Annotated in this window: 20 protein-coding genes; 7 read left to right on the plus strand and 13 right to left on the minus strand. The window is 64.9% G+C overall.

Annotated elements, in window-relative coordinates:
* Position 1: 1 nt before the first annotated feature.
* A complete protein-coding gene (locus CQ050_RS12580; protein WP_105557169.1) occupies positions 2-397 on the minus strand; it encodes a RidA family protein in 396 nt (131 codons plus the stop codon).
* Positions 398-547: 150 nt separating this feature from the next.
* Here CQ050_RS12580 and CQ050_RS12585 point away from each other — a divergent pair, with 150 nt between their 5' ends.
* Entirely contained in the window at positions 548-1,435 is an 888-nt protein-coding gene (locus CQ050_RS12585) for a LysR substrate-binding domain-containing protein (protein WP_105557170.1), read from the plus strand.
* A gap of 4 nt (positions 1,436-1,439) precedes the next feature.
* On the opposite strand, the gene CQ050_RS12590 is transcribed toward CQ050_RS12585, so the two are convergent.
* The 4 genes from CQ050_RS12590 to CQ050_RS12610 all read right to left on the minus strand — a co-directional run bounded on the left by CQ050_RS12590 (position 1,440) and on the right by CQ050_RS12610 (position 9,004).
* Positions 1,440-1,769: a YciI family protein gene (locus CQ050_RS12590; protein ID WP_105557171.1), complete on the minus strand. Its 330-nt coding sequence runs from the start codon at positions 1,767-1,769 to the stop codon at positions 1,440-1,442.
* 67 nt (positions 1,770-1,836) lie between these two features.
* Positions 1,837-2,337, minus strand: a complete 501-nt coding sequence (locus tag CQ050_RS12595; RefSeq protein WP_105557172.1) for a hypothetical protein — start codon at positions 2,335-2,337, stop codon at positions 1,837-1,839.
* Between the two features lie 151 nt (positions 2,338-2,488).
* The gene (locus tag CQ050_RS12600) at positions 2,489-3,019 is read right to left on the minus strand and encodes a hypothetical protein (protein ID WP_158266047.1); all 531 of its coding nucleotides are present in this window, start codon (positions 3,017-3,019) and stop codon (positions 2,489-2,491) included.
* 648 nt (positions 3,020-3,667) lie between these two features.
* Positions 3,668-9,004 carry an autotransporter domain-containing protein gene (locus tag CQ050_RS12610; RefSeq protein ID WP_158266048.1) on the minus strand — a complete coding sequence of 1,779 codons (5,337 nt, stop codon included), beginning with the start codon at positions 9,002-9,004 and terminating at the stop codon, positions 3,668-3,670.
* 208 nt (positions 9,005-9,212) lie between these two features.
* Between CQ050_RS12610 and CQ050_RS12615 the strand changes: the two genes are divergently transcribed.
* On the plus strand, positions 9,213-10,997 hold the full coding sequence (locus CQ050_RS12615; protein WP_105557339.1) for a tetratricopeptide repeat protein: 1,785 nt from the start codon (positions 9,213-9,215) through the stop codon (positions 10,995-10,997).
* A 181-nt stretch (positions 10,998-11,178) separates the two neighbouring features.
* Here the strand turns inward: CQ050_RS12615 and CQ050_RS12620 are convergent, their stop codons facing one another.
* Positions 11,179-11,523 (minus strand): helix-turn-helix domain-containing protein, encoded by a 345-nt coding sequence (locus CQ050_RS12620; RefSeq protein ID WP_105557175.1) that lies wholly within the window; start codon positions 11,521-11,523, stop codon positions 11,179-11,181.
* A gap of 141 nt (positions 11,524-11,664) precedes the next feature.
* On the opposite strand from CQ050_RS12620, the gene CQ050_RS12625 reads away from it, so the two are divergent.
* Together CQ050_RS12625 and CQ050_RS12630 are read left to right on the plus strand one after the other, a co-directional pair.
* Positions 11,665-12,648, plus strand: coding sequence for an NADPH:quinone reductase (locus CQ050_RS12625; RefSeq protein ID WP_105557176.1), 984 nt, complete (start codon positions 11,665-11,667; stop codon positions 12,646-12,648).
* 114 nt (positions 12,649-12,762) lie between these two features.
* On the plus strand, positions 12,763-14,328 hold the full coding sequence (locus CQ050_RS12630) for an EAL domain-containing protein (protein ID WP_105557177.1): 1,566 nt from the start codon (positions 12,763-12,765) through the stop codon (positions 14,326-14,328).
* Between the two features lie 272 nt (positions 14,329-14,600).
* Here CQ050_RS12630 and msrA read toward each other — a convergent pair whose 3' ends face one another.
* The 5 genes from msrA to CQ050_RS12655 all read right to left on the minus strand — a co-directional run bounded on the left by msrA (position 14,601) and on the right by CQ050_RS12655 (position 17,696).
* Positions 14,601-15,290 (minus strand): peptide-methionine (S)-S-oxide reductase MsrA, encoded by a 690-nt coding sequence (msrA, locus tag CQ050_RS12635; RefSeq protein ID WP_105557178.1) that lies wholly within the window; start codon positions 15,288-15,290, stop codon positions 14,601-14,603.
* Positions 15,291-15,321: 31 nt separating this feature from the next.
* Positions 15,322-15,816, minus strand: a complete 495-nt coding sequence (gene msrB / locus CQ050_RS12640; protein ID WP_105557179.1) for a peptide-methionine (R)-S-oxide reductase MsrB — start codon at positions 15,814-15,816, stop codon at positions 15,322-15,324.
* 79 nt (positions 15,817-15,895) lie between these two features.
* The gene (locus tag CQ050_RS12645) at positions 15,896-16,207 is read right to left on the minus strand and encodes a pentapeptide MXKDX repeat protein (RefSeq protein WP_105557180.1); all 312 of its coding nucleotides are present in this window, start codon (positions 16,205-16,207) and stop codon (positions 15,896-15,898) included.
* 54 nt (positions 16,208-16,261) lie between these two features.
* The gene (locus tag CQ050_RS12650) at positions 16,262-17,053 is read right to left on the minus strand and encodes a molybdopterin-dependent oxidoreductase (protein WP_105557181.1); all 792 of its coding nucleotides are present in this window, start codon (positions 17,051-17,053) and stop codon (positions 16,262-16,264) included.
* Positions 17,054-17,063: 10 nt separating this feature from the next.
* Positions 17,064-17,696 (minus strand): cytochrome b/b6 domain-containing protein, encoded by a 633-nt coding sequence (locus CQ050_RS12655; protein WP_105557182.1) that lies wholly within the window; start codon positions 17,694-17,696, stop codon positions 17,064-17,066.
* 144 nt (positions 17,697-17,840) lie between these two features.
* Between CQ050_RS12655 and CQ050_RS12660 the strand changes: the two genes are divergently transcribed.
* Both CQ050_RS12660 and CQ050_RS12665 read left to right on the plus strand, forming a co-directional pair.
* Complete coding sequence (locus CQ050_RS12660) at positions 17,841-18,569, plus strand: response regulator transcription factor (protein ID WP_105557183.1); 729 nt, start codon at positions 17,841-17,843, stop codon at positions 18,567-18,569.
* Complete coding sequence (locus tag CQ050_RS12665) at positions 18,566-20,038, plus strand: HAMP domain-containing sensor histidine kinase (RefSeq protein ID WP_105557184.1); 1,473 nt, start codon at positions 18,566-18,568, stop codon at positions 20,036-20,038. The genes CQ050_RS12660 and CQ050_RS12665 overlap by 4 nt, the downstream gene beginning before the upstream one ends.
* Before the next feature lie 25 nt (positions 20,039-20,063).
* Here CQ050_RS12665 and CQ050_RS12670 read toward each other — a convergent pair whose 3' ends face one another.
* Positions 20,064-21,221 carry a nitronate monooxygenase family protein gene (locus CQ050_RS12670; protein ID WP_105557185.1) on the minus strand — a complete coding sequence of 386 codons (1,158 nt, stop codon included), beginning with the start codon at positions 21,219-21,221 and terminating at the stop codon, positions 20,064-20,066.
* Positions 21,222-21,335: 114 nt separating this feature from the next.
* Positions 21,336-22,064 carry an IclR family transcriptional regulator gene (locus CQ050_RS12675; protein WP_105557340.1) on the minus strand — a complete coding sequence of 243 codons (729 nt, stop codon included), beginning with the start codon at positions 22,062-22,064 and terminating at the stop codon, positions 21,336-21,338.
* A gap of 189 nt (positions 22,065-22,253) precedes the next feature.
* On the opposite strand from CQ050_RS12675, the gene CQ050_RS12680 reads away from it, so the two are divergent.
* Positions 22,254-23,204, plus strand: a complete 951-nt coding sequence (locus tag CQ050_RS12680) for a hydroxymethylglutaryl-CoA lyase (RefSeq protein ID WP_105557186.1) — start codon at positions 22,254-22,256, stop codon at positions 23,202-23,204.
* Positions 23,205-23,210: the final 6 nt, after the last annotated feature.

Below are 23,210 nucleotides of genomic sequence, written 5' to 3' on the forward strand. Positions count from 1 at the left end.
GTCAACGGTCCTCCGTTTGGCGGACGGCCGCGATGGCTTCGATCTCGATCATTGCGGCGGGGTCGTACAGCGCCTTGATCTCGGCAATCGTGTCGGCCGGGTAGGGGGCCGAAAAGAAGCGGCGACGCAAGGTCACCACGTCCTGGAAATGCCCCATATCCGTCACGAAGATGGTGACTTTGATCACGTCCTTCAGGCTGGAGCCGCCGGCTTCCAGCGCGCGGCGCAAATTCGAGAAGGCTTGCTCGCCTTGAGCAAGAAAGCCGCCTTCGACGATCTTTCCGTCATCAGCGGCGCCTGCCTGGCCCGAGATGAAGAGCAGGTCTCCGAAGCGGATGCCTTGCGACAGCAGGAAAGGGGCGTAATTGTCGGGTTGGGTGATGACACGTTCTAGCATGGTGCGAATTCCTTCACTTATCGTTGATCGGAGGACAGAGCGGAAAATCGCCTGTCCATGCCGTAAATGTAGGAATTCGCAGCGCGTGTGACAAAGGTTCATTTGTCAGCTATAAGAAGAGAATATCTCATCTATCTGCCGGAACCGTTCATGCAACGCCGATTTCTTCCGCTTTCTGCGCTTCGGGCATTCGAAGCCGCCGCGCGCCTGGGCAGTTTCAAGGCCGCCGCCAGCGAACTGGCGGTGACGCCGACCGCCGTCAGCCACCAGATCCGGGCGCTGGAGACGCAGATCGGGCTGGTTCTGTTTGATCGCCAGGTGCGCAAGGTGTCGCTAAGCAACGCGGGCACGCAGCTGTATCCGGTGCTGCGCGACGGGTTCGACGCGTTCGAGGCGACGCTGGCCAAGTTGATGCAGCAGCCAACACGCAGTCAGGTCAGCATCTCGGCGACGAATGCCTTTACCGTGAAGTGGCTGGTGCCACGCATGAGCGATTTCCGCAGCCGGCATCCCGGTATCGACTTGCAGTTGCAGGCAAGCGACGACCTTGTCGACCTGCGCTCGACGGCGGTCGACATCGCGATTCGTTACGGCCGGGGGCCGTATCCCGGCCTGGTCACGGAGCCGCTGTTCACCGACCGCTTTGCGCCCGTGGCCAATCCGCGTCTGGGCGTGGTGTCGGCGGACGACCTGGCTCGCGTGCCGTTGATCCGTTTCGACTGGAAACGTCCTCAGCCCGACAACCCGACCTGGGAACGTTGGTGCACGGTCGCGGGGCGGCCCCTGCCGCCAGAAGCGGGTCAACTTCGATTTTCCGACGAAGGTCATGCCATACAGGCGGCCGTCGCGGGCCATGGCATTGCGCTGGTCAGCCTGGCGCTGATCGCCGACGAACTGGAAGCGGGCCATCTGGTGCAGCCGTTCGGACCCGCGATCGACGGGCACACCTACCATTTGGCCAGGCACGCCGATCGCCCGCCTTCGGCGCCCGTCCAGGCGGTGGCGCAGTGGTTGCGTGCGCAGGCGGCGGGAGGCTGACCCGTTATGGCTGTTGCAGCGGCCAGACCTCAACGACACCGTGCGCGACCGCGCAGGGGGTTCGCGACACCATGTCTATGGCCTCGGCCAGGTTGGCCGCTTCGATGATGGCAAAGCCCGCCACCGGCAAGGGGGATTTCATGAAGGCCTGGTGCGTGGTTTCGACCCCGGCAGCTTCGGGGTTGCGCACCTGCACGGGTTGGCCTGCAATGCCCATCAGCACGCCGTCTTTCTGCAGTGTGGCGTCGTGCGCATGGGCGGCGTCGCGAATGGCGGCCGGCGTGCGGTCGTAACCTGCCTGGTCGCCATATCCGATCGTTACGAACTTTGGCATGGTCGGTCTCCTTGAGAGGGTTGAAAAATCCGTCGCCGGCCTTGTCCCTCTGCCTGAGGCCGGCGTGTCAGCCGTGCTTGCCGAAGCCCCCGCTGGCCCAGTCCGAGGCGCGCTGAACGGTCAGCTTGTAGGTCGGCGCAACATGGGTTTCGGCCAGTTGCTCGCCGAATTCGTCGTAGGCGCTTAGCACGGCATAGGGCTCGTCTTCGTCGGGCACGATATCCAGCTTCACCGTCAGGCGGCCGGCGGCGGCGTCGATCTTCACGCTTTTGTGCAGCGTCGCATGCAATTGCTGTTCATGGCGGCGCAGGACTTCATTGGCGGTTTTGACCAACGTGAAGAAGGCTGGGGAGTCGAGCGGCTTGGGGTTCTTTTTGTCACGGCCCATGGTCCAGGGGCCCACCAGGGCCGGCTCGGCTTGTCCGTCCAGGGTCATCTCGACAGCCCAACCGTCATCGTCCTCGTTCTTGATGATCCGGGCGGTCCAGCCGTCATCGCGCCAAAGCCTGGCCTCTTGTTCCTTTCGGTCTTCGGGCATGCCAGTCTCGGGTATGCGGGTGTCATTCACTGCGGTAGTTCTCCTGGATTCGGTGGCGTGCGGCCCCATGGCCTGGCGGCCCTGAAGGTTGCACTGTAGCCCGGCGCTTGCGGGAATTCCGCGCGCCCAGGTGGCTTGCAGGACAATTTTGGCATAACCGCAAGCGGCAGGCGCCTGGCGCCTATAGCTTATCCAGGCGGGCGGGGTCGAATTCCCAGCGATGCGTCGAGTCAGCCGTGCATTGAATGACGGTCTTGATATGTTGCTTGGGGCCCACGCCCTTGAGCTTGACCTCTCCGTTACATACCGGGCAGTCTCCGCTCAAGGTGGTGAGATAGACGCGCCCCGACGGATCGGATTCGACGTTGATCAGATCCGCAAGCCGGACAAATCCCTTCCGAATCAGGCGATAACCGATAAAGCACGCGAATCCGCTGGGGACGACCAGCCAGAACCACCAGACGCCCCACCTGAAAGCCATTTCGCCAATCGTCGCCATCAGGCCGGCCGCGCCCACTGCCGCGAGCCAGCGCTGCTTCAGGGGGCGGCCGCCCAACGCAATGGGAATGACGCTTGTGCGAACGAGCGCGGGCCGGCTCCAGCCGCCATCCCCGGGCGGAGGTTCTTGAGAGGCGGGCGCCACCATGGGATCTGGATCTGTGTTGAAACCGCCGGGCTCCGGCGTCTTCCTGGGCTCGGAAAGGCCGGACAAGGTCCTTTGGCATTCGTCGCAAAGACGGCCGCGGCCACGATGCGCGGCCCCACAGGTTTGGCAATGCACGGGCGCTCCCTCGCGAATGATTGCAACGGCCGAAAGGATACAACCATTGACCGTTCGGGGCCGGCGTGCGCCACCCGACGCCCAGCGAGCCGCGCAGCCAAGGCGGATTTCACGACCGTTTGCCGTGCTCGGCTTTTGCCGACCCAAGGCTTCAACCCGACGACATGATGAAACCCATGCGTGTTCGACGAATGCTCATGGCGCTTGCCACGTTGGGGCTGGCGCCCGTGTCCGGCATCCAGGCGGCTGCCACGGTAGCGACGAGATCCGGCCGCGGCCCGTATATCGCGGCGAGGGCTGGATCGAAGCGGGCGATGCGCAGGTCGGCATCCAATCGGCGCGGAGATACGCCCGTCCGGACGCGGGCAGCGAGCGGTTGCTGGATTACGAAATGCGCAACAGCGCCAAGTGGGAGCCGCTTGCTCCCAAGGATCGCGCGCGGGGGCGGGCGTGGTTTCGGGGCCTCTGCGCATCGGCGGAGACAACCTGCGACATGCGGTCAGTGGACCAATAGCAGGCGTGCCGGCGGCCGGCTGCGGCACAAGGCCGCCTCCGACCATTCCGGTCCAACCTGCCCGATCAGAACCGGTAGCGCACGTCGAGCGTGCCGGTGTTCTGGCGGTTGCCGTCGCCAAATTGTCCGCCGTACGCGACCCCGACCGTGGTGCGTTTGCTGACCTCGATTCCCACGGCGAGTTCGACCGCGGCCGCATCCCGCGCGACGGGCGCGCCAGTCACCGTGAACGAATCGCCGCCCTGGACGAAGCTCAGCGCGCTAGCCGGATTCACGTCGCCGAAGGCATGGCGCCACCCCAACGTGCCGCGCGCGTAGCCGCGCGCGCCCGCGCTATCGAAGCGGGTCAGCGCATGCAGTCCAAGGGTCGTGGTGGTGACGTCGTTGCGGCTGCTTTGTCCGCGCAGTGCCGCGTCGCCGCCCGATTCCGAGAAGCCACGCGTGCGCATATCGCTATAGTTCGCCGCGGCAAAGGGTTCCAGGGTGAGATGGTCGTTTACCGCTGCGGCGTAGCCCAGTTCGGTGAAGAACTGACTGGTGCTGGCGCTGTAACTGGCCTTCAGCGTCTGGTCGAGCCCGGCGGCGGCGGTGTTGCGCTGCGTGTCCAGGTCGCTCCAGGTGTAGGCCGCTCCCAGGCTCACGTTGATCTTGCCCGCGCCCGCGTCGAATGCCTTGCCACCGTAGACCGCGATGCTGTAGCTGTCGGCTTCGGTACGGGAAGCGCGGTCGGTGGTCCGGCTGCGGCCGTCGTTGTAGCCTAACGCACCTCCCAGGCGCCAGCCAGCGCCCACAGCGTGGTCGCCGCCGATGGTGATGCCGGCGTCGGAGAGAGTCGTTCTGGCCGTATTGCCGTCGCCACCCAGCGTGGTCCAGTTGCCCGATACCTGTGTCCACAACGGCTGGGCGGCTGCCTGCGGTAGCGCTGCCGCGTCGCCCAGGCCAAGCTGGGCGGTCGGCGCGCCGGGCATCCAGCCCGCATTGAGATTGGCGCGCAGGCGCGTGATGGGCGCCTGGCTGAAGGTGCTGGTCAATCCTTGCAGCGCCGAAATCGCGCTGGCGTGCGACTCGCCGGACAGGGCGTTGTAGGCCGCAGGCGGCGCGCCGTCAGGCAGGTTCAGTACATGCTGGTAGAGCGCGCTGTTCGTGGGCAGGCTTTGCAGCCCCCCGGCGACCGCGCGTTGGTTGCCGGTGGTGGCGGCGTCGGCGAACTGGATCGGGCGCGTGCCGCCGTCGTCGGGCACCTGCTTCAGGCTCACCGTCAGATCGACGCGGTGGCTGTCGTACGACAGCGTCGGCGTCAGGAAAGCCAGGTTGCTGGACACTGCGTCAAAACGTCCCAGCACGCCATTCTCGGCGGTCAGGATCGCGTAGGTCGTGGAGGGGGCATAGTTGCCGTTTTGGGCCATTTGCACGACTGAACCCGACAGCGTGGCCGTGCCTGCCACGTGCACGCCGCTATTCTGGCCGCTGGCGGTTGACGCGACGCGATAGGTGGAGCCCGGCTGGAATGCCAGGTCACCCCGCAGCCGCATCTGGCCAAGCGGTTGGGCGGCATTGCCCGGCGACAGCGTGGCGCCGGATCCGATGGTCACGCTGTCCAGGGTGCCGGTGCCCGCCAGTGTGGTGCCCGCAGCGGCCTGGACCTTGCCGCCCAGCTGGCCGTCGACCTGCAGGGTGCCGGCGGTCAACTGCGTGGTGCCGGTATATGCGCTGCTGTCGCCCGTCATGAGCAGGGCGCCGGCGCCTTGCTTGGCGGTCGCGCCTGCGCCGGAAAGCGCGCCAGCGTAGGTGAAGTCGTCCAAGCGGTTGAAGACCAGACTGCCCTGGTTGACGATATCGCCGACGATCGAACCGGTTGTGCCGCCGTCGCCCACCTGCAGCGTGCCGGTTTCAATCGTCGTCACGCCGGTGTGTGTGTTCTGGCCCGTCAGCACCAGCGTGCCCATGCCGGCCTGGCGTAATTGACCGGCGCCGCTCAGGTTGCCCGCGAATACCACGCGGTCGCCGCGCTGGAAGGCAAGCGCCGCCCCGGCGGACACGTCGGCGTTGCCGGTGATGCTGCCCGAGCTGGCGCCATCGCCGACTTGCAGCGTGCCGGCCCGGACCGAGGTGCCGCCGAGATAGGTGTTGTTGCCGGTCAGCACGAGGGTGCCAGCCCCCAGCTTGGCCAAACCGCCGTCGCCTGCAAGCGCCTGCGCAACCGTGAAGGTGTTGCCGGCGTCGGCAATGTCCAGACCACCGCCTGCGGCGCCCAGCGTGATGGCCCGGCCGGTGCTCTGGAATCCCGTGCCGGTCACGCGTAGCGTGCCGCCCTGGAAGTCCAGCCCGGCCGTCGAGGCGCCAAGGTTGCTGTCGCTGGACACCGAAAGCGTGCCCAGGGTCAGGCGCGTGGCAAGCGTGTAGGCGTTGGCCCCGTTTAGCACCAGCGTGCCCAGGCCTGTCTTATTGATACCGTTGCCGGTCAGCACGTTGTCGATGGTGGCCGTCCATGACGCGGCGGCCGCGCTGCCATCGCCGACACGCACTTCGCCAAACGCGGCGGACGAAACGCCGCCCAGTGTCAGCGCGTCGCCGTTCAAGCGATAGCCGTCGCTGGCGAACTGTATGCCTTTCGCGGACACCGTCCCTGGCGTTGCATCGACCGTCACGATGCCCGCCGCGCCGCCGAAAATCGCAAACGCGTCGGCAGGCTGGCGGGGGCCGGTCACGGCGCCCGCGGCGTTCGTCCAGCTGGCGCCGGTTGCCGACCACACGCCCGAACCGCCGCCCATCTGAGTGGGGCTGGCCAATCCGTTGGCGTTCCAGAAATTGAGGTCCGTGCCTGCGGTGTTTAGAAGGTTGATGGATCCGGCAAGGTACTGAATGGACAGATCCGCAGGCCCCACGAGGCCGGCGCCGGACGTGGACAGCAAGCCGGTATAGTCGAACAGCCGATACAGTCCGATGCCGAAGCCGCCAGCATCCTGCACGGTCAACTGGCTGCCATTCAGGCGCAGGTCGCCATTGACCGTCACGCTGTGGCTGGCGCCGGATGCGCCCAGGCTAAACTCGACCAGGCTTGAGGCGCCCAGGCTCAGGTCGCCATTGACGGTGAACACGCCGCCCGGATTACCCGGGGCGAGACGGCCGCCAGCCGTCACGGTGACGTCACCGTTAACCTGGCCGAAGCCGCCCAGCGTGGCGTGGTTGGCCACGGTGATATTGCCATTGACGCGCGCCGTGGCGTGCGAGGCGTCCGCACCGATCTGCAGCAAGCCTCCCATTACCTGGGTGTTGCCGGTATAGCTGTTGACGCCGTTGAGCGCCAGCGTGCCGGCCCCGTACTTTTGCAGGCCGCCGGTGCCCGCGATCTCTCCGGCGTAGGCGCCCGTCTGCAAGGTCAGCGTCGTGGCGCCAAGATCCACTTTTCCACCGGTGCCGTTCAGCGTTTGCAACGAATGGTCGCTGCCGCCGGACAGGTCCAAGGTGCCGCCGGTGTTGACGGTGATCGTGGAGCTTGCGATGAGGCTGCCCCCCGGCCCCAACGCCAGCGTGCCGCCGTTGACCGTCAGACCGCCCGCGAACGGGTTCGGTCCCGTCAGCGTCTGGCTTCCGGTGCCTGCCTTGACCAGCGCGCCGGTACCCGAAATGATGCCTTGGAATGTGCTGCTGGTGTTGCCGTCAAGCGTCAACGTATTGGCACCCAGCAATACGTTGCCCGCGCCCAGCAGCGCTTGCAGGGACTGGTTTCCTGCGGCGCTCAGATCCAGCGTCGTGCCAGACGACAGGTTGGCCGTCGACGCTGCCAGGCTGCCCCCCGTGCTGATTGCAAGCGTGCCCGCGGTGACGCGGGTTTCACCGGTATGGGTATTCGCGCCGGCCAGCATCAGCGTGCCTGTGCCGGATTTGCTTAGCGTTCCGGTGCCGGAAAGTACGCCGGCATAGGTGCCCGTGGTGTCCTGCGTGAAAGACAACGTGCCACTGTTGGCGATGTTGCCTTGGAGGCTGGCGGTATCACCCTGAAGGGTGGCTCCGGCGTTGACGGTGGTGCCGCCGGCATACGTGTTGATACCGCGCAGGATAAGCGTGCTGCCGCTTGCGACGGTCAGGCCGCCCATCCCCGACAGGACGCCCGACAAGGTGAAGGGGTGGGTGCCGGTCGCCAGGAGGCTGTGATTGCCGGCCCCGAGGTTCACGAGCGTGATGGGGTTGGCGACCGTCAAATCGTCGGCGGCGGCAGAGACGCTGCCGCCCCGAGCGGTGATGGCGCCCGTTCCCAGCACCTCGCCATTTGCCAGCTGCGCCGAACCGCCGTTGAGCTCAATGCCGCCGCCCGTCGTGAGCGGTGCGCCACTCAGACTCCATGTGCCGCTGTTGATCCGCAAATTCTGGAAGTTGATGTAGGTGTCGCCGGACGCGCTGCCGTTGCCGCTGGTGCCACTGCCCGAATCTGCCGGCAGCACATTCTGCAGAACCAGCGTGTTGTTGCCGCCTGTCCCGCCATCGATCGTGCCGGGGGGCGCAAAACGCAGGCCCGGCATGCCGGTAACGGTAAGGTCAGCATTGGCGGAGCCGCCTCCGCGCACGACGAGGGAACCGGTGACAGCGGTAAACGTGTTATCTCGGCCCTGGCCCAGCGATACGCTGCCAACGACGAACCCTGAATTGGCAAAGCTGTTTCCCTTGTCGGGATCGGCGGGCGCCTCGAGCGCAACGCGGCCCAGGATCGTGCCCGAATTGACGAATTCGATGTTGCCGCCGCCAAAGGCCGCCACGACGGGCAGGTCCGCGCTATTGATCTGCACGCTTGAGATCGTGCGGCTGCTTATCATGCCTGCGTTGCTAAGATGGCTCACTCCGCCGCTGCCGTTCTGAACGGCTATCGCCATGCCATTCAAGTTGGGGAGGGTGGTGTAGCCCCCCGCGGTGCCGGAGATGGTTCCGTTGACCGTGTTGACGATGCGGTGGGTGTTGGCGGCGGCATTGCCGACGGTCAGCCCCGCCGAAGGCAAGATGGGGCTGCCGAGCAGATTGGAGTCGATCCTGCCTTCGTTGGTCAATGCCACGTTGTTGCCCGTCAACGCCATCGCCGCGCTGCCGCTGTTCAGCAAGACCCCCAACGATGCGTCCCGCGCGACGTGCACCGTGAGGTCGTTCGCGCCGCTGGAGAAGCTGGGCGATGCCGGATCGGCCGCTTCTGTGCAGGTCACGTCCGTGCCCAATTCCGTGCAGGCCGCCTGAACCGCGGCGCTCAGGGCGGATAGGCCGATCGTTAGGGTCAGCTGTGCCACATAGCGGGGCCGGCGCCCCGTGACGCAGCCTCCCGCCGGCGACGGTCCGCCGCGCGATTGCGATGCCAGTTCCGACGCGGCTTGCCAGACGCGCAAGCGACGGTTCCATACCAGGCGGTATATGTGGTTCAAAGCAGGGTGCTCCGGTGGGCGTGAATTCGGGTCAATAAATAATCGATCTTCGCGGAAGGTAATCGGCCGAAAAAAGGCCAAATTCCGGCTTTTGAAAAGACATATCCCCGGCGACGAAGGCTGCCTGGCCATTGCGTGGAGTCTTTGGCGGCATGAGGGATAATGCCTGCTCGTTGACCGCCGCCTCCCCGTCGTGGATCTTGATCGCATGGGCAAGAACAACCCGCCAGCCGTCCCAACGCTGACCATCTCAACCGCGTTAAGCCAGGCGTGCGCGCATTGGGACGCAGGCCAGGCGGCACATGCCGAACAACTTTGCCTGCGGGTGCTGGACGTGGCGCCGGATCATCCCGGCGCGCGTCAGTTGCTGGGTGTGATGGCGCACGCCTATGGGCAGTTGGACGTGGGTATCGAGCACATGCGGGCCGCCTGCCGCTCACCGCTTGCGCCGAGCGTCTGTCATAGCAATCTGGCCGAGATGTGTCGCCAGAAGGGGCTGCTGGACGAAGCAGAAACCGCGGCGCGGCGCGCGGTGGCGCTGGAGCCTCAGTCGGTCGAGGGCTGGAACAATCTGGGCATCATCTTGCAGGAATCCGGGCAACTGCCCGCCAGCCTTGAATGCCTGCAACGCGTCGCCGCGCTATTGCCCGACAGTCCCGAGGTTCACAACAATCTGGGCAATACGTGCAAGCGCCTGGGCGATAACGCGCAGGCGCTTGCACATTACGGCCGCGCGCTGGCATTGAATCCCGACTACGCGCGAGCGCTCTGCAACCAGTCGGTGGCCCTGAGCGACGACGGTCGCCATGACGAGGCCCTGGCGGCCATCCGCCGCGCCATCGACATCGACCCGCTGATACCGCAGGGCCCTCAGATCCTGGCGCGCATCGAGCTTGCTTGCGACGCGATGAAGGCCGAAGGCGTACCGGCAGATCCGGAGGCCGTCGCGCATTGGCGGAAAGCCGTTCAGGCCCTGCGTTCGCAGGGCAGGGTGGACGAGGCGCGGTCGATGCTGGAACGCATCGTGCGCGCCGTGCCGGGCGATGCCGGCGCGCGGTTCAATTTGGCCGAGGTGTTGCTGTTGCAAGGCGACTTCGAAGCGGGTTGGCGCGAGTACCGCTTCCGCTACCGGATGGCGCATACCGCGATGCGCGAACGGCATATGCAAAAGCCGCGATGGGCGGGGCAGCCCATCGAAGGCCAGACGCTGCTGATTCACGACGAACAGGGCTACGGCGACACGTTCCAGTTTTTGCAGTTGCTGGCATGGGCGCGTGAACGCAGCGGTGCGCGCGTGGTCCTGGAAGTCAATCCGAATATCCATGCGTTGGCCGAACGCGGAGAGGGGGCCGACAAGGTGATTCGTGCCGGCACGATACCGCCCGCTTTCGATTTCCATTGTGAATTGATGAGTTTGCCGCTTGCGCTGGGTTTGCGCGTGACCGACCTGCCGGTCCGCACCGCCTATCTGCGCGCGGACCCGGAGCGGGTCGAACAGTGGCGCAAACGCCTGGCGACGTTGCCGCGTCCATGGGTCGGGCTGGCATGGGCGGGGCGGCCAAGCCATCCGAACGATGCGCAACGATCGCTGGCGCTGGCCGACCTGGCGCCGCTGGCGCAAGACGGCGTGACCTTCATCGCGCTGCAAAAGGGCAATGCGGCGGCTCAGGCCGCCATGCCGCCCCAGGGCATGGCGATGGTGTCGCTTTGCGATGACATCCGCGATTTCGACGACACCGCCGCCATCCTCACATTGCTGGACGTGCTGGTGTCCGTGGACTCATCGCCCGCGCATCTTGCGGGCGCGCTGGGCTGTCCGGTCTGGGTCATGTTGCCGTTTGAACCCGACTGGCGCTGGCTTCGCGACCGTGCGGACTCCCCGTGGTATCCGTCCATGCGGCTGTTCCGCCAACCCGCCCCGCAAGCGTGGGCCCCGGTGCTGGCGGAAGTAGCGGACGCGCTCTGCATGCTGAAAAGCGCTTGCCGTCTTTAACCGGCAAGGCAATCAGGTAGGCCACCCGGCCCCCCAGTGCCCAATAGATATGCCACAGCGACAGCACGATGAACACGGCACAGGTCAAGGCGGCAATGATGGCTTACATGATGATTCCGGAAAGTTGGCACCGGCGTGATTGTGCCCCGGATTTACGCAGTAGGGGCGCGGCTTGCGGTGGTCAGCCCTTCCGTTTGCGGGTCTTGCTCTCCAGGTAGTGTTCGCCCCAGGACTTCATCGCTTCCAGTGTCGGAGCCAGCGTGGTGCCCAGCGTCGTCAGCGTGTATTCCACCCGTGGAGGCACTTCGGCAAAGACTTCACGGCTGACAATGCCGCTGGCCTCAAGTTCGCGCAGCTGCAACGTCAACGAGCGCTGCGTGACGCTGCCGATCAGCTTTTTCAGTTCGCCGAAACGCTTGGTTCCGCCAAGCAGGTAGTGAATGATCAACGGCTTCCATTTGCCGCCCGCGATGTGTACGGTGATTTCCACCGCGCATCGGTATTGATCGAGCTTTCCAGCCGCCATGACGCTGCCTCCGTTCGGATTGAGGCTCAATAGTATAGTTTTTATCCTTAGGTATAAAGAGTGTGCCTACTTGTAAAAAAGACACTGGATTTTGATAATGCCGTCTTACGGAAGCTTGCCTTCCATGTCGGAGAAAAATCCATGAAAGCCGCTTTTTACGAACGCCAGGGCCCCGCGCATGAGGTGCTTTGCGTCGCTGAAGTTCCCGATCCCCAACCCGGTCCCGGGGAAGTCCGGGTGCGGGTGCACGCGTCGGGGCTGAACCCGACGGACCTCAAGGCCCGCACGGGGTTCTCTGCCGCGATGCCGTTCCCGCGAGTCATCCCGCACCAGGACGGCGCGGGCGTCATCGATGCGGTGGGCGATTCGAAAGAGGCGGGTCGGGTGGGCCAGCGGGTATGGATCTATGAGGCGCAGTACGGCAGGCCGACGGGAACCGCGGCTGACTATGTCGTGGTGCCGTCGACGCAAGCCGTGCCACTGCCTGACAACGTGTCCTTCGAGGTCGGGGCATCACTCGGCATCCCGGCCTTGACGGCCCATCGCTGTCTCTTCGCCGATGGCGACATCCGGGGCAGGAATGTACTGGTGCAGGGTGGAGCGGGCGTGGTCGGTACCGCCGCCATCCTCTTGGCAAAGTGGGCGGGCGCGTGGGTGGCGGCCACCGTCATGAATGAAGAGCAGGCCGCCGTCGCGCGCGCGGCGGGCGCGGATCTGGTGCTGGACCGTTTGAATGACGACGTTGCCGCCGCCGTCAACGCACGCACGGGAAACACGGGCGTGGACCGCATCGTCGACGTTAACGTGAAGGCGAACCTGGATATCGACATTGCATGCCTGGCGCCAGGGGGTGTCATCAGTTCCTACGCGATGACGCATGCCGCCGATGCGCTCACGGTGCCGCTGTTAAGCGCGATGGTGCATGGATGCGTGTTGCGCTTCGTGTTTATCTATTCGGTGCCCGTGGCGGCGAAAATCGAGGCGATCCGGGACATCAATGCCTGCCTGGCCAGTGGCAACTATGCCCCCCATATCGGGATGAGGGTGCCGCTGGAGAAGATCGCCGATGCGCACGTCGCGCTTGAGTCGGCATCCGTCGTGGGCAAGGTACTCGTCGTGTTGTGAGTTGCTGCCTTGCAGCATGGTCTTTGGTCAAAATGCGCCCAAAAAGGGGGGCTATTGGACCGCTCGTCATCGCTAATTCTGATCGTAGAATCTGGCTGATGATCAGGGAGGATCATGACAACAGGACATCTCTCAAGCCGGTTCGGGGCGCTTTTGATTCTTGTGCCGACCTTGGCGCTTGCGACGTTTTTTGGAGCTATCGCTTATTCGCTCAAGGCTTCACTCCTGGACGACGCCATTGATCACCATAATGTTCATCTGCTCCAGCGTTCGCTTGCCATCGCGAACGAGCAGGCCGCCATCATCGACGAGCTGAGCGCCCCAGCCGTGGCATGCTCGGCCGAGGACCTGGCTCTGATGAGAGAGAAAGTCTTTCAGTCGAAGTACGTGGGGGATATTGCACGGATTTCGGATGGGGCAATACAGTGTTCGGCGGTGTGGGGAGAATGGGGCGAGCCCTATGTCTTGCCTGCCGAGCGAACGCCGATGCACCAGGACATCTTCGTATGGAGGAAACTCGCGAACCCGGTCCATCCGGCGCTCATCGCGGACGTTGCCGCAAACGACCGCGTGGCGGTTTTTAATGGCCCCAACGCGTTCGTTGATGTAGAAGACCACACCGGCCATTTGTGGGGACGCACGTACTCAAGGGATGGCAGCGTGATCCAGGAGTTCGGTGCTTCCCCGTCTCCCGAGGCCGACACAAGCATTTTCGGGAAAATCACCAGCGCGTTCCTGATTGTCCGAAGCGGATCGACGTGTTTGTCGCCCGGCCAGCCTGATATCTGCGTGGCCTCCACAGCGCTGGTGGACGCGCGCGTCATGGTCCTGGCTATCGGGCTGGTGGGCGGGCTGGTCGGTGTCGCGTGTGGCGTGGCGCTGTTCCTGTCGTGGCGAGGCGCAAACGGCCTACGGGTAAGTCTTGCCAAAGCGATACGCCGAGAAAAAATACAGGTTCGCTATCAGCCGCTTTGCGCGCTCGAGACCGGCGAAATGGTCGGCGCCGAAGCGCTGGCCCGTTGGACGCACGACGAGGTCGGTCCTATTCCTCCGGACACCTTCATCCCTTGGGTCGAATCGATGGGGCTTCGGCGAGCTTTCACCCAATACATCATTCGGAACGCGATTGACGGGGTAAAGGATCGGCTGACCGGCGCAAGACCGTTCTATCTTAGCGTCAACGTCTTTCCGGCCGACCTGGAAGATGAATCGTTCCTTGATTTTCTCGTTGCTTGCGTCAAAGAACGAGGCGTCGCGCCTAAACGGATCGTGGTCGAAGTCACGGAGTCGGCAAAGTTCTCGTCCGCGTCCCCGGCAGAGCTGATCAGCCGCTTTCGCGTGGCAGGTTTCAATGTCTTTTTGGATGACTTCGGCGTGGGCTATTCCAACTTGGGCAATGTCCTGCAATGGGACGTCAGCGGAATCAAGCTGGACCGGATTTTTATCCAGTCAATCGGAGATGCACCGAACACCAACCCGGTGCTGGACCAAGTGATCGAAATGGCAAAACAGCTTAACGTCGAACTGGTCGTGGAGGGCTTGGAAACGCGACGGCAGGTCGACTACATCCGGGAACGGGCGCCGCATGCCATCGGCCAGGGGTGGTTTTTTGGGCGTCCCGCCTCTGCCGACGAGTTGGGCAAAGTGGCTCACGCCAGGCGGAACGGCTTGCTCTCTTGATGCTGGGTGGAACAGGAAGCCGTCGCAGGGCCTGGCGCCGCCGTTGTGAGACCGCTTTCGGCTGTGGATTCAGACGGTCAGTGCAACACTGCGTCCAGCGCTTCAGCCGGGATGGCAGAAGTAAACGACCATATTGGTAGCAATACTAAAGTGCCTGTGCGCCGTGCGAGACGGCGCTCTGTCCCGACCTGGGGACAGGATCGTAGCGCTGTAAGGGCCCGGCGCGTCAACGCTGATAGGCCTCGACGCCCGAGCGACTTTATTTCCTGTCTTCAGTTCACCAGTACCGGCTTCTCGCGATATCGGTCGGGGAAGGTCTTCGCCAGGTTCTCCACCTTGGGGATGTCGTTCACCATGATGTACATGCTGTACGGGTGGCGCACCAGATAGTCCTGGTGATAGCCCTCGGCCGGATAGAAGGCCTGCAACGGTTCGACCGTGGTGGCTAGCGTCTTGGGGTAGACGCCTGTCTGGTTCAGCTGCGCGATGTAGGCTTCGGCGACCTTGCGCTGGCTGTCGTCGGACGGGAAAACGGTCGAGCGGTACTGCGTGCCGCTATCCGGACCCTGGCGGTTCAGTTGCGTCGGATCATGCGCTACCGAGAAGTAGATTTGCAGCAGTTGGCCGTAGCTGATTTGCTTGGGGTCGTAGGTGATTTCCACGGCCTCGGCGTGGCCGGTTCGTCCGCTGCTTACGGCGTCGTAGTTGGCCATGCCGGCTTTGCCGCCGGCATAACCCGATACGGCGTTGGTCACGCCCTTCACGTGCTGGAACACGGCTTGCACGCCCCAGAAGCAGCCGCCGGCAATGACGGCCTTTTCCTGCAAGGCCGGGTCCTTTGACGGGTCGACGGCGGGGGGCGGAATGATGAAGGCGGATTCGCGGGCTTGAGCGGCGCCCGCGGCCAACAGGCCGATGGCGGCGGCCAGGGCGGCGCAGTGTTTGCGGAACGGGATGTTCATGGTGTGGCGTCCTGATAGGGGCAATCTGGGGTCAGGCCTGGGGAGCGAAGGTCATGGCTACCCCGTTCATGCAATAGCGCAAGCCGGTCGGCCGTGGGCCATCGTCGAAGACGTGGCCCAGGTGGCCGCCGCAGTTGGCGCAGTGGACGGCGGTGCGGACCATGCCGAAGCTGCGGTCGCGGGTTTCGCCGACGGCGGCGTCCAGCGGTTGCCAGAAGCTGGGCCAGCCGGTACCGCTGTCGAATTTGGTGTTTGACGAGAACAGCCGCTGTTCGCAGCCCGCGCAAGAGAACGTGCCTTTGCGGTGTTCGTCGTTCAGCGGGCTGGTGTATGGGCGTTCGGTGCCTTCGCGGCGCAGCACGTCGAACTGCACGGGCGTCAGGCGGGCGCGCCATTGCGCGTCGGTCAGCGTGTAGGGAAACGAGGCTGGGGGGGCCGCGCCGCGCGCGGCCAGCATGGGAGCCAGGCCGGCGGCCAGTGCCGCAACGCCGCCCAAGCTCAGGAAATGTCTGCGATTCAATGTCATGGGATGGCTCCTTGCAGGAGTAAGGGGCAGCCCCCGCGCTTGCCGGCGGGCGAAGCGGGGCGGGCTGCCGCAAGGGGGATTATTTCTTCATGCTGTCGTTGGCCATGCCGCCCTTGGACATGCCGTCTTTCGACATGCCATCCTTGGACATGCCATCCTTCTTCATCCCGTCGTGCGCCATGCCGTCTTTCGCCATGCCGCCTTTGGACATCCCGTCCTTGGCCATGCCGTCTTTCGCCATGCCATCCTTGGCCATCCCGTCTTTCGACATGCTGTCCTTCGACATCGAGTCCTTGGCCATATTGTCCTTGCTCATATTGTCGGCGGCATGGGCGGCCACGGCGCCAAAGGCCAGGCACAGGGAGAAAGCGGCGGTCGTGAGTGTCTTCATGATGTGTTCCTTTGATGGGAGGGGGTAAAACATGGGAATGGACAAGCGTTCCACCTAGCTTCCGCCGAACCAGTTGTAGCCCTGGTCCTCCCAGTAACCGCCTGGGTAGGTGTTGGTGACGAAAATCGCCCGGATGTGCTTGGGGTTCTTGTAGCCAAGCTTGGTGGGCATGCGCAGCTTCATGGGAAAGCCGTATTCGGGCGGCAGGGTCTTGCCGTCATAGGTCAGCGCCAGGATCGTCTGCGGGTGCAGCGCGGTCGGCATATCGATGCTGGTGTAGTAATCGTCCGAGCACTTGAAGCCCACGTATTTCGCGGTCAGGTCGGCGCCCACGCGCTTCAAGAACGTGGAAAACGGCACGCCGCCCCATTTGCCGATGGCGCTCCAGCCTTCGACGCAGATGTGCCGCGTGACCTGGTCTACCTGGGCCATGGCGCGCAGTTCTTCCAGGCGCCATTGGCGCTTGTCGGCCACCATGCCGGTGACTTCCAGCCGGAACGACGCTTCGTCGACATGACGGACCTCGTCGATGCCGTAATAGGCGTTGAACGGAAACGGCCGCGTGATCATCGATTCGGGGTAGGTCGGCGCCAGCTTGTTCGGGTCGAAAATCCAGCCTTGCACGTGGTCGTTGAAGCGGGACACGGAAGCCAGCGCCTTCTCCACGTTCTCGTCGTCGGATAGCGAGCAGCCCGATAACATTGCCAACCCGCCCAGTGTCAGGCTGTTGCGCAGGAACGTGCGGCGGGAAGGCTGTTCGACCCGTTTGGCCAACAGGTTCCTGGCCTCTTTCAGAATGGCGGGGCCATCCAGGCCCAGCAGCGATAAGCGTCTTTTCTGGCTCACGAAGGGCTCCTTATTTGCCGCGGATCATGGCGAGCAGGCTGCGCGGAACCAGCGCCACCATCACCAGATGGACCGCCACGAATGCGACCAGCAGCGCCATGGCGAAGAAATGAACCCGCCGCGCGAACTCGTAACCGCCCAGCAGTTCACGCAGCAGATCGAATTGCACCGACTTCCACAGCACCAGGCCGGACAACACCAGCACCACGATGTCGGCCATGACGAAGAGGTACGCCAGTTTTTGCACCTGGTTGTAGTGGCGCAGATCGTCGTGGGCGAGCTTGCCGCGCAGGGCGGCGCCAAGGTCGGCGGCGACGCCACGAGGGCTGACGGGGAAGAATTTGCGCCACAGGCGGCCGGTGGCCACGTTCAGCGCCAGATAGAGCAGGCCGTTGGCGAACAGCAGCCACATGCCGGCAAAGTGCCATTGCAGGGCGCCGCCCAGCCAGCCTCCCAGCGTGATGCCGTTGGGGAAGGTGAAGTCGAAGAACGGCGCGGCGTTATAGACGCGCCATCCGCTCATCACCATGATCACCACGGCCAGCGCATTAATCCAATGCATCGTCCGCAGCCATCCGGGATGGATGGCGCCGCCCGGCCGGGGGGCGGCCGGTGTATCGTGACGTGCGGGGCTTGCCATCATGGCGGGTCTCCGGGGCGTTCTGTCGTTGAAGCCATTCTTCCCCGGAGCCGATATCGGAGTCCTCACGCAAACTTAAAATATTTGTGATAACTCCCTGCCTGCGGATTGGCGACAATGGCACTACTGAATTGGTCCGAGCCCCCCATGGAATCGCCTCGCCGCGTGCTGATAGTTGAAGACGACGTCCACATCGCCGAATTGCTGCGCTTGCACCTGCGCGACGAAGGCTATGCGGTGGAACATGCCGCGGACGGCAACGAAGGCATGCGGCGGCTGGAAGAGGGCAGTTGGGACGCGCTGGTCCTGGACTTGATGCTGCCCGGCATTGACGGCCTTGAGATCTGCAAGCGGGCGCGCGCCATGGCCCGCTACACCCCCATCATCATCACCAGCGCCCGGTCCAGCGAAGTGCACCGCATCCTGGGCCTGGAATTGGGCGCGGACGACTACCTGGCCAAGCCGTTTTCCATGCTGGAACTGGTGGCGCGGGTGCGGGCGCTGCTGCGCCGCAGCGACGCGGTGGAGCGCAATGCGCGCATCGACGCCGGTAGCCTGGCCGTGCATGGGGTGTCCATCGACCCGATCGCGCGCACGGTGGATGTGGACGAACGCCGCCTGGACCTGACGCCGCGCGAGTTCGACCTGCTGCATTTCTTCGCGCGCCACCCCGACAAGGTGTTCTCGCGCATGGATCTGCTGAACCATGTCTGGGGATATCAGCACGAAGGCTACGAGCACACCGTGAATACGCACATCAACCGACTGCGCACCAAGATCGAAGCCGATTCTTCCAACCCGCAGCGCATCCTGACCGTATGGGGCAGGGGCTACAAGTTCGCGGCGGCGCCGGGCGGCACGGGAGGCGCATCATGAAACGTTTCAGTCTGACTCAACGCCTGTCCGGTGTTTTTGCGTTGCTGCTGCTGGCCAGTTGTGGCGCATCGGCCTGGTTGCAGATCGCCGCCAATTCGCGCTACGAGCAGGAAGTCGTGCAGCGTCTGTCCAGCGGGCTGGCGCAGCATATCGCCGGCACCAATGAACTGATGGACACCAATGGCTGGAAGCCGGACGCCGTGCGTTCGCTGTTCGATATGCTGATGGCGGTGAACCCCGCAGTCGAGGTCTACCTGCTGTCGAACGACGGTCGCATCGTGGGCGATGCGGCGCCGGCGGGGCAGATCAAGCGGGACCGCGTGGATCTGGCGCCCGTCAAGCGGCTGCTGGACGGCGGGATGCTGCCTATCGCGGGCGACGACCCGCGCAGTCTGGACGCGCAGAAAGTGTTCAGCGCCGCGCCCGTGCGGGTGGCGGGGCAGGACAAGGGCTATGTGTATGTGGTGCTGCAGGGCCAGGCGCACGATGCATTGGCGATGTCCGTGTCGCGCAGTTCGGTGTTGCGCACGACGCTGTGGTCGATCGCGCTGGTGGCACTGCTGGGGCTGGTGGCCGGCCTGACCGCCTTTGCCTTGATCACGCGGCCACTGCGCGGCCTGACCCGGGCGGTGCGCGCCTTTGACGGCGACGACGGCCAGGCGCTGGCCGCGCTGGAACGTCCGGGCGACGCCTCGGACAAAAGCGGTGACGAGATATCGGTGTTGCGGCGCAGCTTCGTGCAGATGGGCCGCCGGATTTCGGATCAATGGCGCGAGTTGACCCGGCAAGACCAGCAGCGGCGCGACCTGGTCGCCAATATCTCGCACGATCTGCGCACGCCGCTGACGTCCCTGCATGGCTACCTGGAAACGTTGCGCCTGAAGGACGACACGCTGGACGCCAGCGAACGCCGCCGCTATCTGGACATCGCGCTGGCGCAAAGCCGCAAGGTGGGCCGGCTGGCGCAGGAACTGTTCGAACTGGCGCGGCTGGAATCCGGCTTGGTGCGGCTGGAGCCTGAAACGTTTTCACTGCCGGAATTGGTGCAGGACGTGCTGCAGAAGTTTGAACTGGCCGCCGAGGCGCGCCAGCAACAATTGACGACGGATATCCCGCAGGCCTTGCCGTTGGTGCGCGCCGACCTGGGGCTGATCGAACGCGTCCTGACGAACTTGCTGGACAACGCGATCCGGCACAGCCCGCCGGGTGGCCGGATCGAACTTCAGCTGGGGGCGACGCAGAGCCGGGTGCAGGTGCAGGTCAGCGATTCGGGGCAGGGGATTCCGCCCGAGCTTCGCGCGGGATTGTTCACCCGGGCTTCCGCGTTGAGCCGCGGGCCGCGCGATGGCGGCGGGTTGGGGCTGGTGATCGTGCAGCGCATCCTGCAGCTGCATCAAAGCGAGATCCGGCTGGTGGAACGCGCCGAGCGTGGCGCGGTGTTCCAGTTTGACTTGTCGGCAGCGCGTTGACGTTCACCGGCCCATCGCCAAGGTGTCAGGCGGCGGCGGGCATCTTGCCGTGCAGCAGGTAGTCCATCAGTTCGCGCACCGAGCGCATGGCGTCGCCGAACGGCAGCTTTGACGCGCCGCGGAAGAACAGGCCGCGGCTGACCTCGCCGCGCAGGGCGGCGGCCAGCTTCAGGTCGATGCAGAACTGGCCGAAGCGCGACAGACCGTCGCGCAGGCCGCATTGCGTAAGGCAATCCATGCGCTGGCTGCAACGCCGGGGATCGGCGCGGGTGCCGGCTTGCAGCGTCTTTTCCTGGCGCAGATAGCGGGTCAGCCAGGGCGTTGCCACCGCGCGTGCCGGCAGACCGGCGACGCTGGTGAATTCGGCAAGTTCGGCAGGGTCCGCATCCATCAGCACCCGTTTGAAGTTCTCGTGCGCGTCGCCCTCATGGGTGACGGCGAATGCCGTGCCCACCTGTACGCCGTCAGCGCCGTTGGCAAGCCAGTGGCGCACCTGTTCGTGGCTGCCGACGCCGCCCGCGACAATCAGGCGCGGCGCATCCTGGCCCAGTTGCAGTTCGTCGAAAAGCGCATGGCATTCGGTCAGGACGCGCTGGAAATCGAAGCGTTCGTGGTGGAGGTCGTCCAGGCGCGCCGCGCCCAGGTGCCCGCCCGCATGGCCCGGATGTTCAATGACCACGGCGTCGGCAAGCTTGCCTTTCTTCATCCATTTCTTCAGCACGACCGCCACGCCGCGCGCTTCCGACAGGATCGGCACCAGCGCGACCTTCGGGAAATCGGCCGTCATTTCAGGCAGGTCCATCGGCAGGCCGGCGCCCATCACGATGGCTTGCGCGCCGCTTTCGCAGGCCTGGCGCACCAGCGCGGGGTGGCCGCGTACGGCCTTCATGACGTTGACCGCGATCAGGCCGCGCCCTTGCGCCGCGTCGAGCGCGGCACGCACTTCGCGGTCCAGCGCGACCAGGTTGGCGCTGTCGATGACGTCGCGGTCATTGCATTTGTCGGTTGTTTCAAGCAGATCGGGGTGGTGATGGCGCAAATCGATGCTGGCGATGGTGCCTACCGCGTTCAGGCTGGCAACCGCGCCAGCCAGGCGGTGAGCGGACACGCCTACGCCCATGCCGCCCTGAACGATGGGCAGCAATTCGCGTCCGGCGAGTTTGAGTGATTTGAACCACGTCATGTTGAGTCTTTCCTCTGGTCAAGTGGACAGAGGCTAGAGCAAGGGATGACGGGTCGCCTTGCGCGGGATCAAGCCGGGGGGCAATGGCGCGGGCGGGGTCGCCCGCCGCCGCGCTTAGCCGACGCTGCCCGTCAGCCGATTGGCGGCTTGCAGCACGGACGCCAGGTGATCCGGGTTGTAACGGTGCGCGGGCGCCGTCAGCGTGACCGCCGCCGCGATGCCGCCGGACAGCAGGAAGACGGGCGCCGAGATGCCGGCGACTTCACTCAGGCGGTCGCCTAGCGCGGCGAAATAGCCGTCTTGGCGAATCCGCGCGTACAGCGCCTGGTCCGGGCCGGGGGCGTGCCCCAGGATGTCGTCATAGGCCGTCAGCACGCGTCCGCCGCTACCGCGTTCCAGTGGCAGCAGGTCGCCGGCCCGGATGTGGTCGCGCACCGGGTGCGGGGAATCCACGCGGTACAGGCACAGCCGGGCATCGCCTTGGCGCACATGGTAAGCCGCGCTTTCGCCGGTGGCGGCCACCAGTTCCCGCAGCACGGGCATGACCACGTGCTCCAGCGAGAACGACGCCGAATAGATGCTGTGCAGGCGGGCCACTTCGGGCCCCAGCGCATAGCGGCCGTCGTCCAGGCGGCGAATCCACTGCGCGTGTTCCAGCGACGCCAGCAGGCGCAGCACGGTGCTCTTGTATAGCCGCGTGCGTTCCGCCAGATCGCCCAGCGATAGCGTCCGGTCGGCAGCGGTGAACACAGCCATCAGGCTCATCGCCCGGTCGACGGCGGCCACGCCGCCTTCAGCGGCATCGGCATCCGCGACGGATTCAGTGGCGGCTTTACGGGGCACGGCGCGCCCCGGTCGGACAGCGGACTTCAATGTGCATATTCCATCCTTTAGAACGATTGGGGCCATTGTAGGCACAGCCCGGCGGGCAATTCGGGCCGTGTCCCCGCTTGACAGTGATTTTGCATTCGTCTCTAATTCTATTAGAAAGAACATTGTTCTATTAGATAGAATTAAATCGGAGGCAGGAAGATGGCGAGCGACATTACGGCCGAAACGGATGTCTTGATCAGCGAAGTCGGGCCGCGCGACGGGCTGCAATCGGTCAAGGCCACCATGCCGACCGCCGACAAGTGCCGGTGGATCGATGCGCTGGTCGCCGCGGGCGTGCGCGAGATCGAAGTGGCGTCGTTCGTGCCCGCGCGGCTTCTGCCGCAGATGGCGGATGCGGCGCAGGTCGTGGCCCATGCGATCCGCCATCCGGGCGTGACCGTGATGGCGCTGGTGCCCAATCTGCGCGGGGCCGAGGCGGCATTGCGCGCAGGCGTCCACAAGTTGACGCTGCCGGTGTCCGCCAGCCGCGCCCATTCGTTGGCCAATGTGCGCAAGACGCCGGAAGACATGGTGGAAGAGGTTCGCGCCATCGTGGCGCTGCGCGACGGCATCGCACCCGGCGTCACGCTCGAGGCTGGAATTTCAACGGCCTTCGGCTGCACCTTGCAGGGGCTTGTGCCGGAAGACGACGTAATCCGGCTGGCGGCGATGTGCGTCGAGGCGGGCGCGGACGAATCGGGCCTGTCCGACACCGTGGGCTACGCCAACCCCGCGCAGGTGCGCCGCCTGTTCCGTCGCTTGCGCAGCGAAATCGGGGCCCGCGCCGGCGCGGCCCATATGCACAACACCCGGGGCCTGGGGCTGGCCAATTGCCTGGCCGCCTGGGAAGAGGGCGTGCGCACGTTCGACAGTTCGCTGGGCGGATTGGGCGGATGCCCCTACGCGCCGGGCGCATCGGGCAACGTCGTCACCGAAGACCTGGTCTTCATGTTCGAGGCGATGGGCGTGCGCACCGGGATCTCGCTGGAAAAAATCATCGCGGCGCGCTCGCCGCTTGCCGCCGGCTTGCCCGGCGAGCCGCTGTACGGCATGACGCCCGATGCCGGGCTGCCCAAAGGCTTTTCGTCTTCCCGACCCGTTTCCCCATGAAGGTGC

Origin of the sequence: Achromobacter sp. MYb9, assembly GCF_002975275.1 — a bacterium.
In the GTDB taxonomy this organism is placed as follows: Bacteria; Pseudomonadota; Gammaproteobacteria; order Burkholderiales; family Burkholderiaceae_B; genus Achromobacter.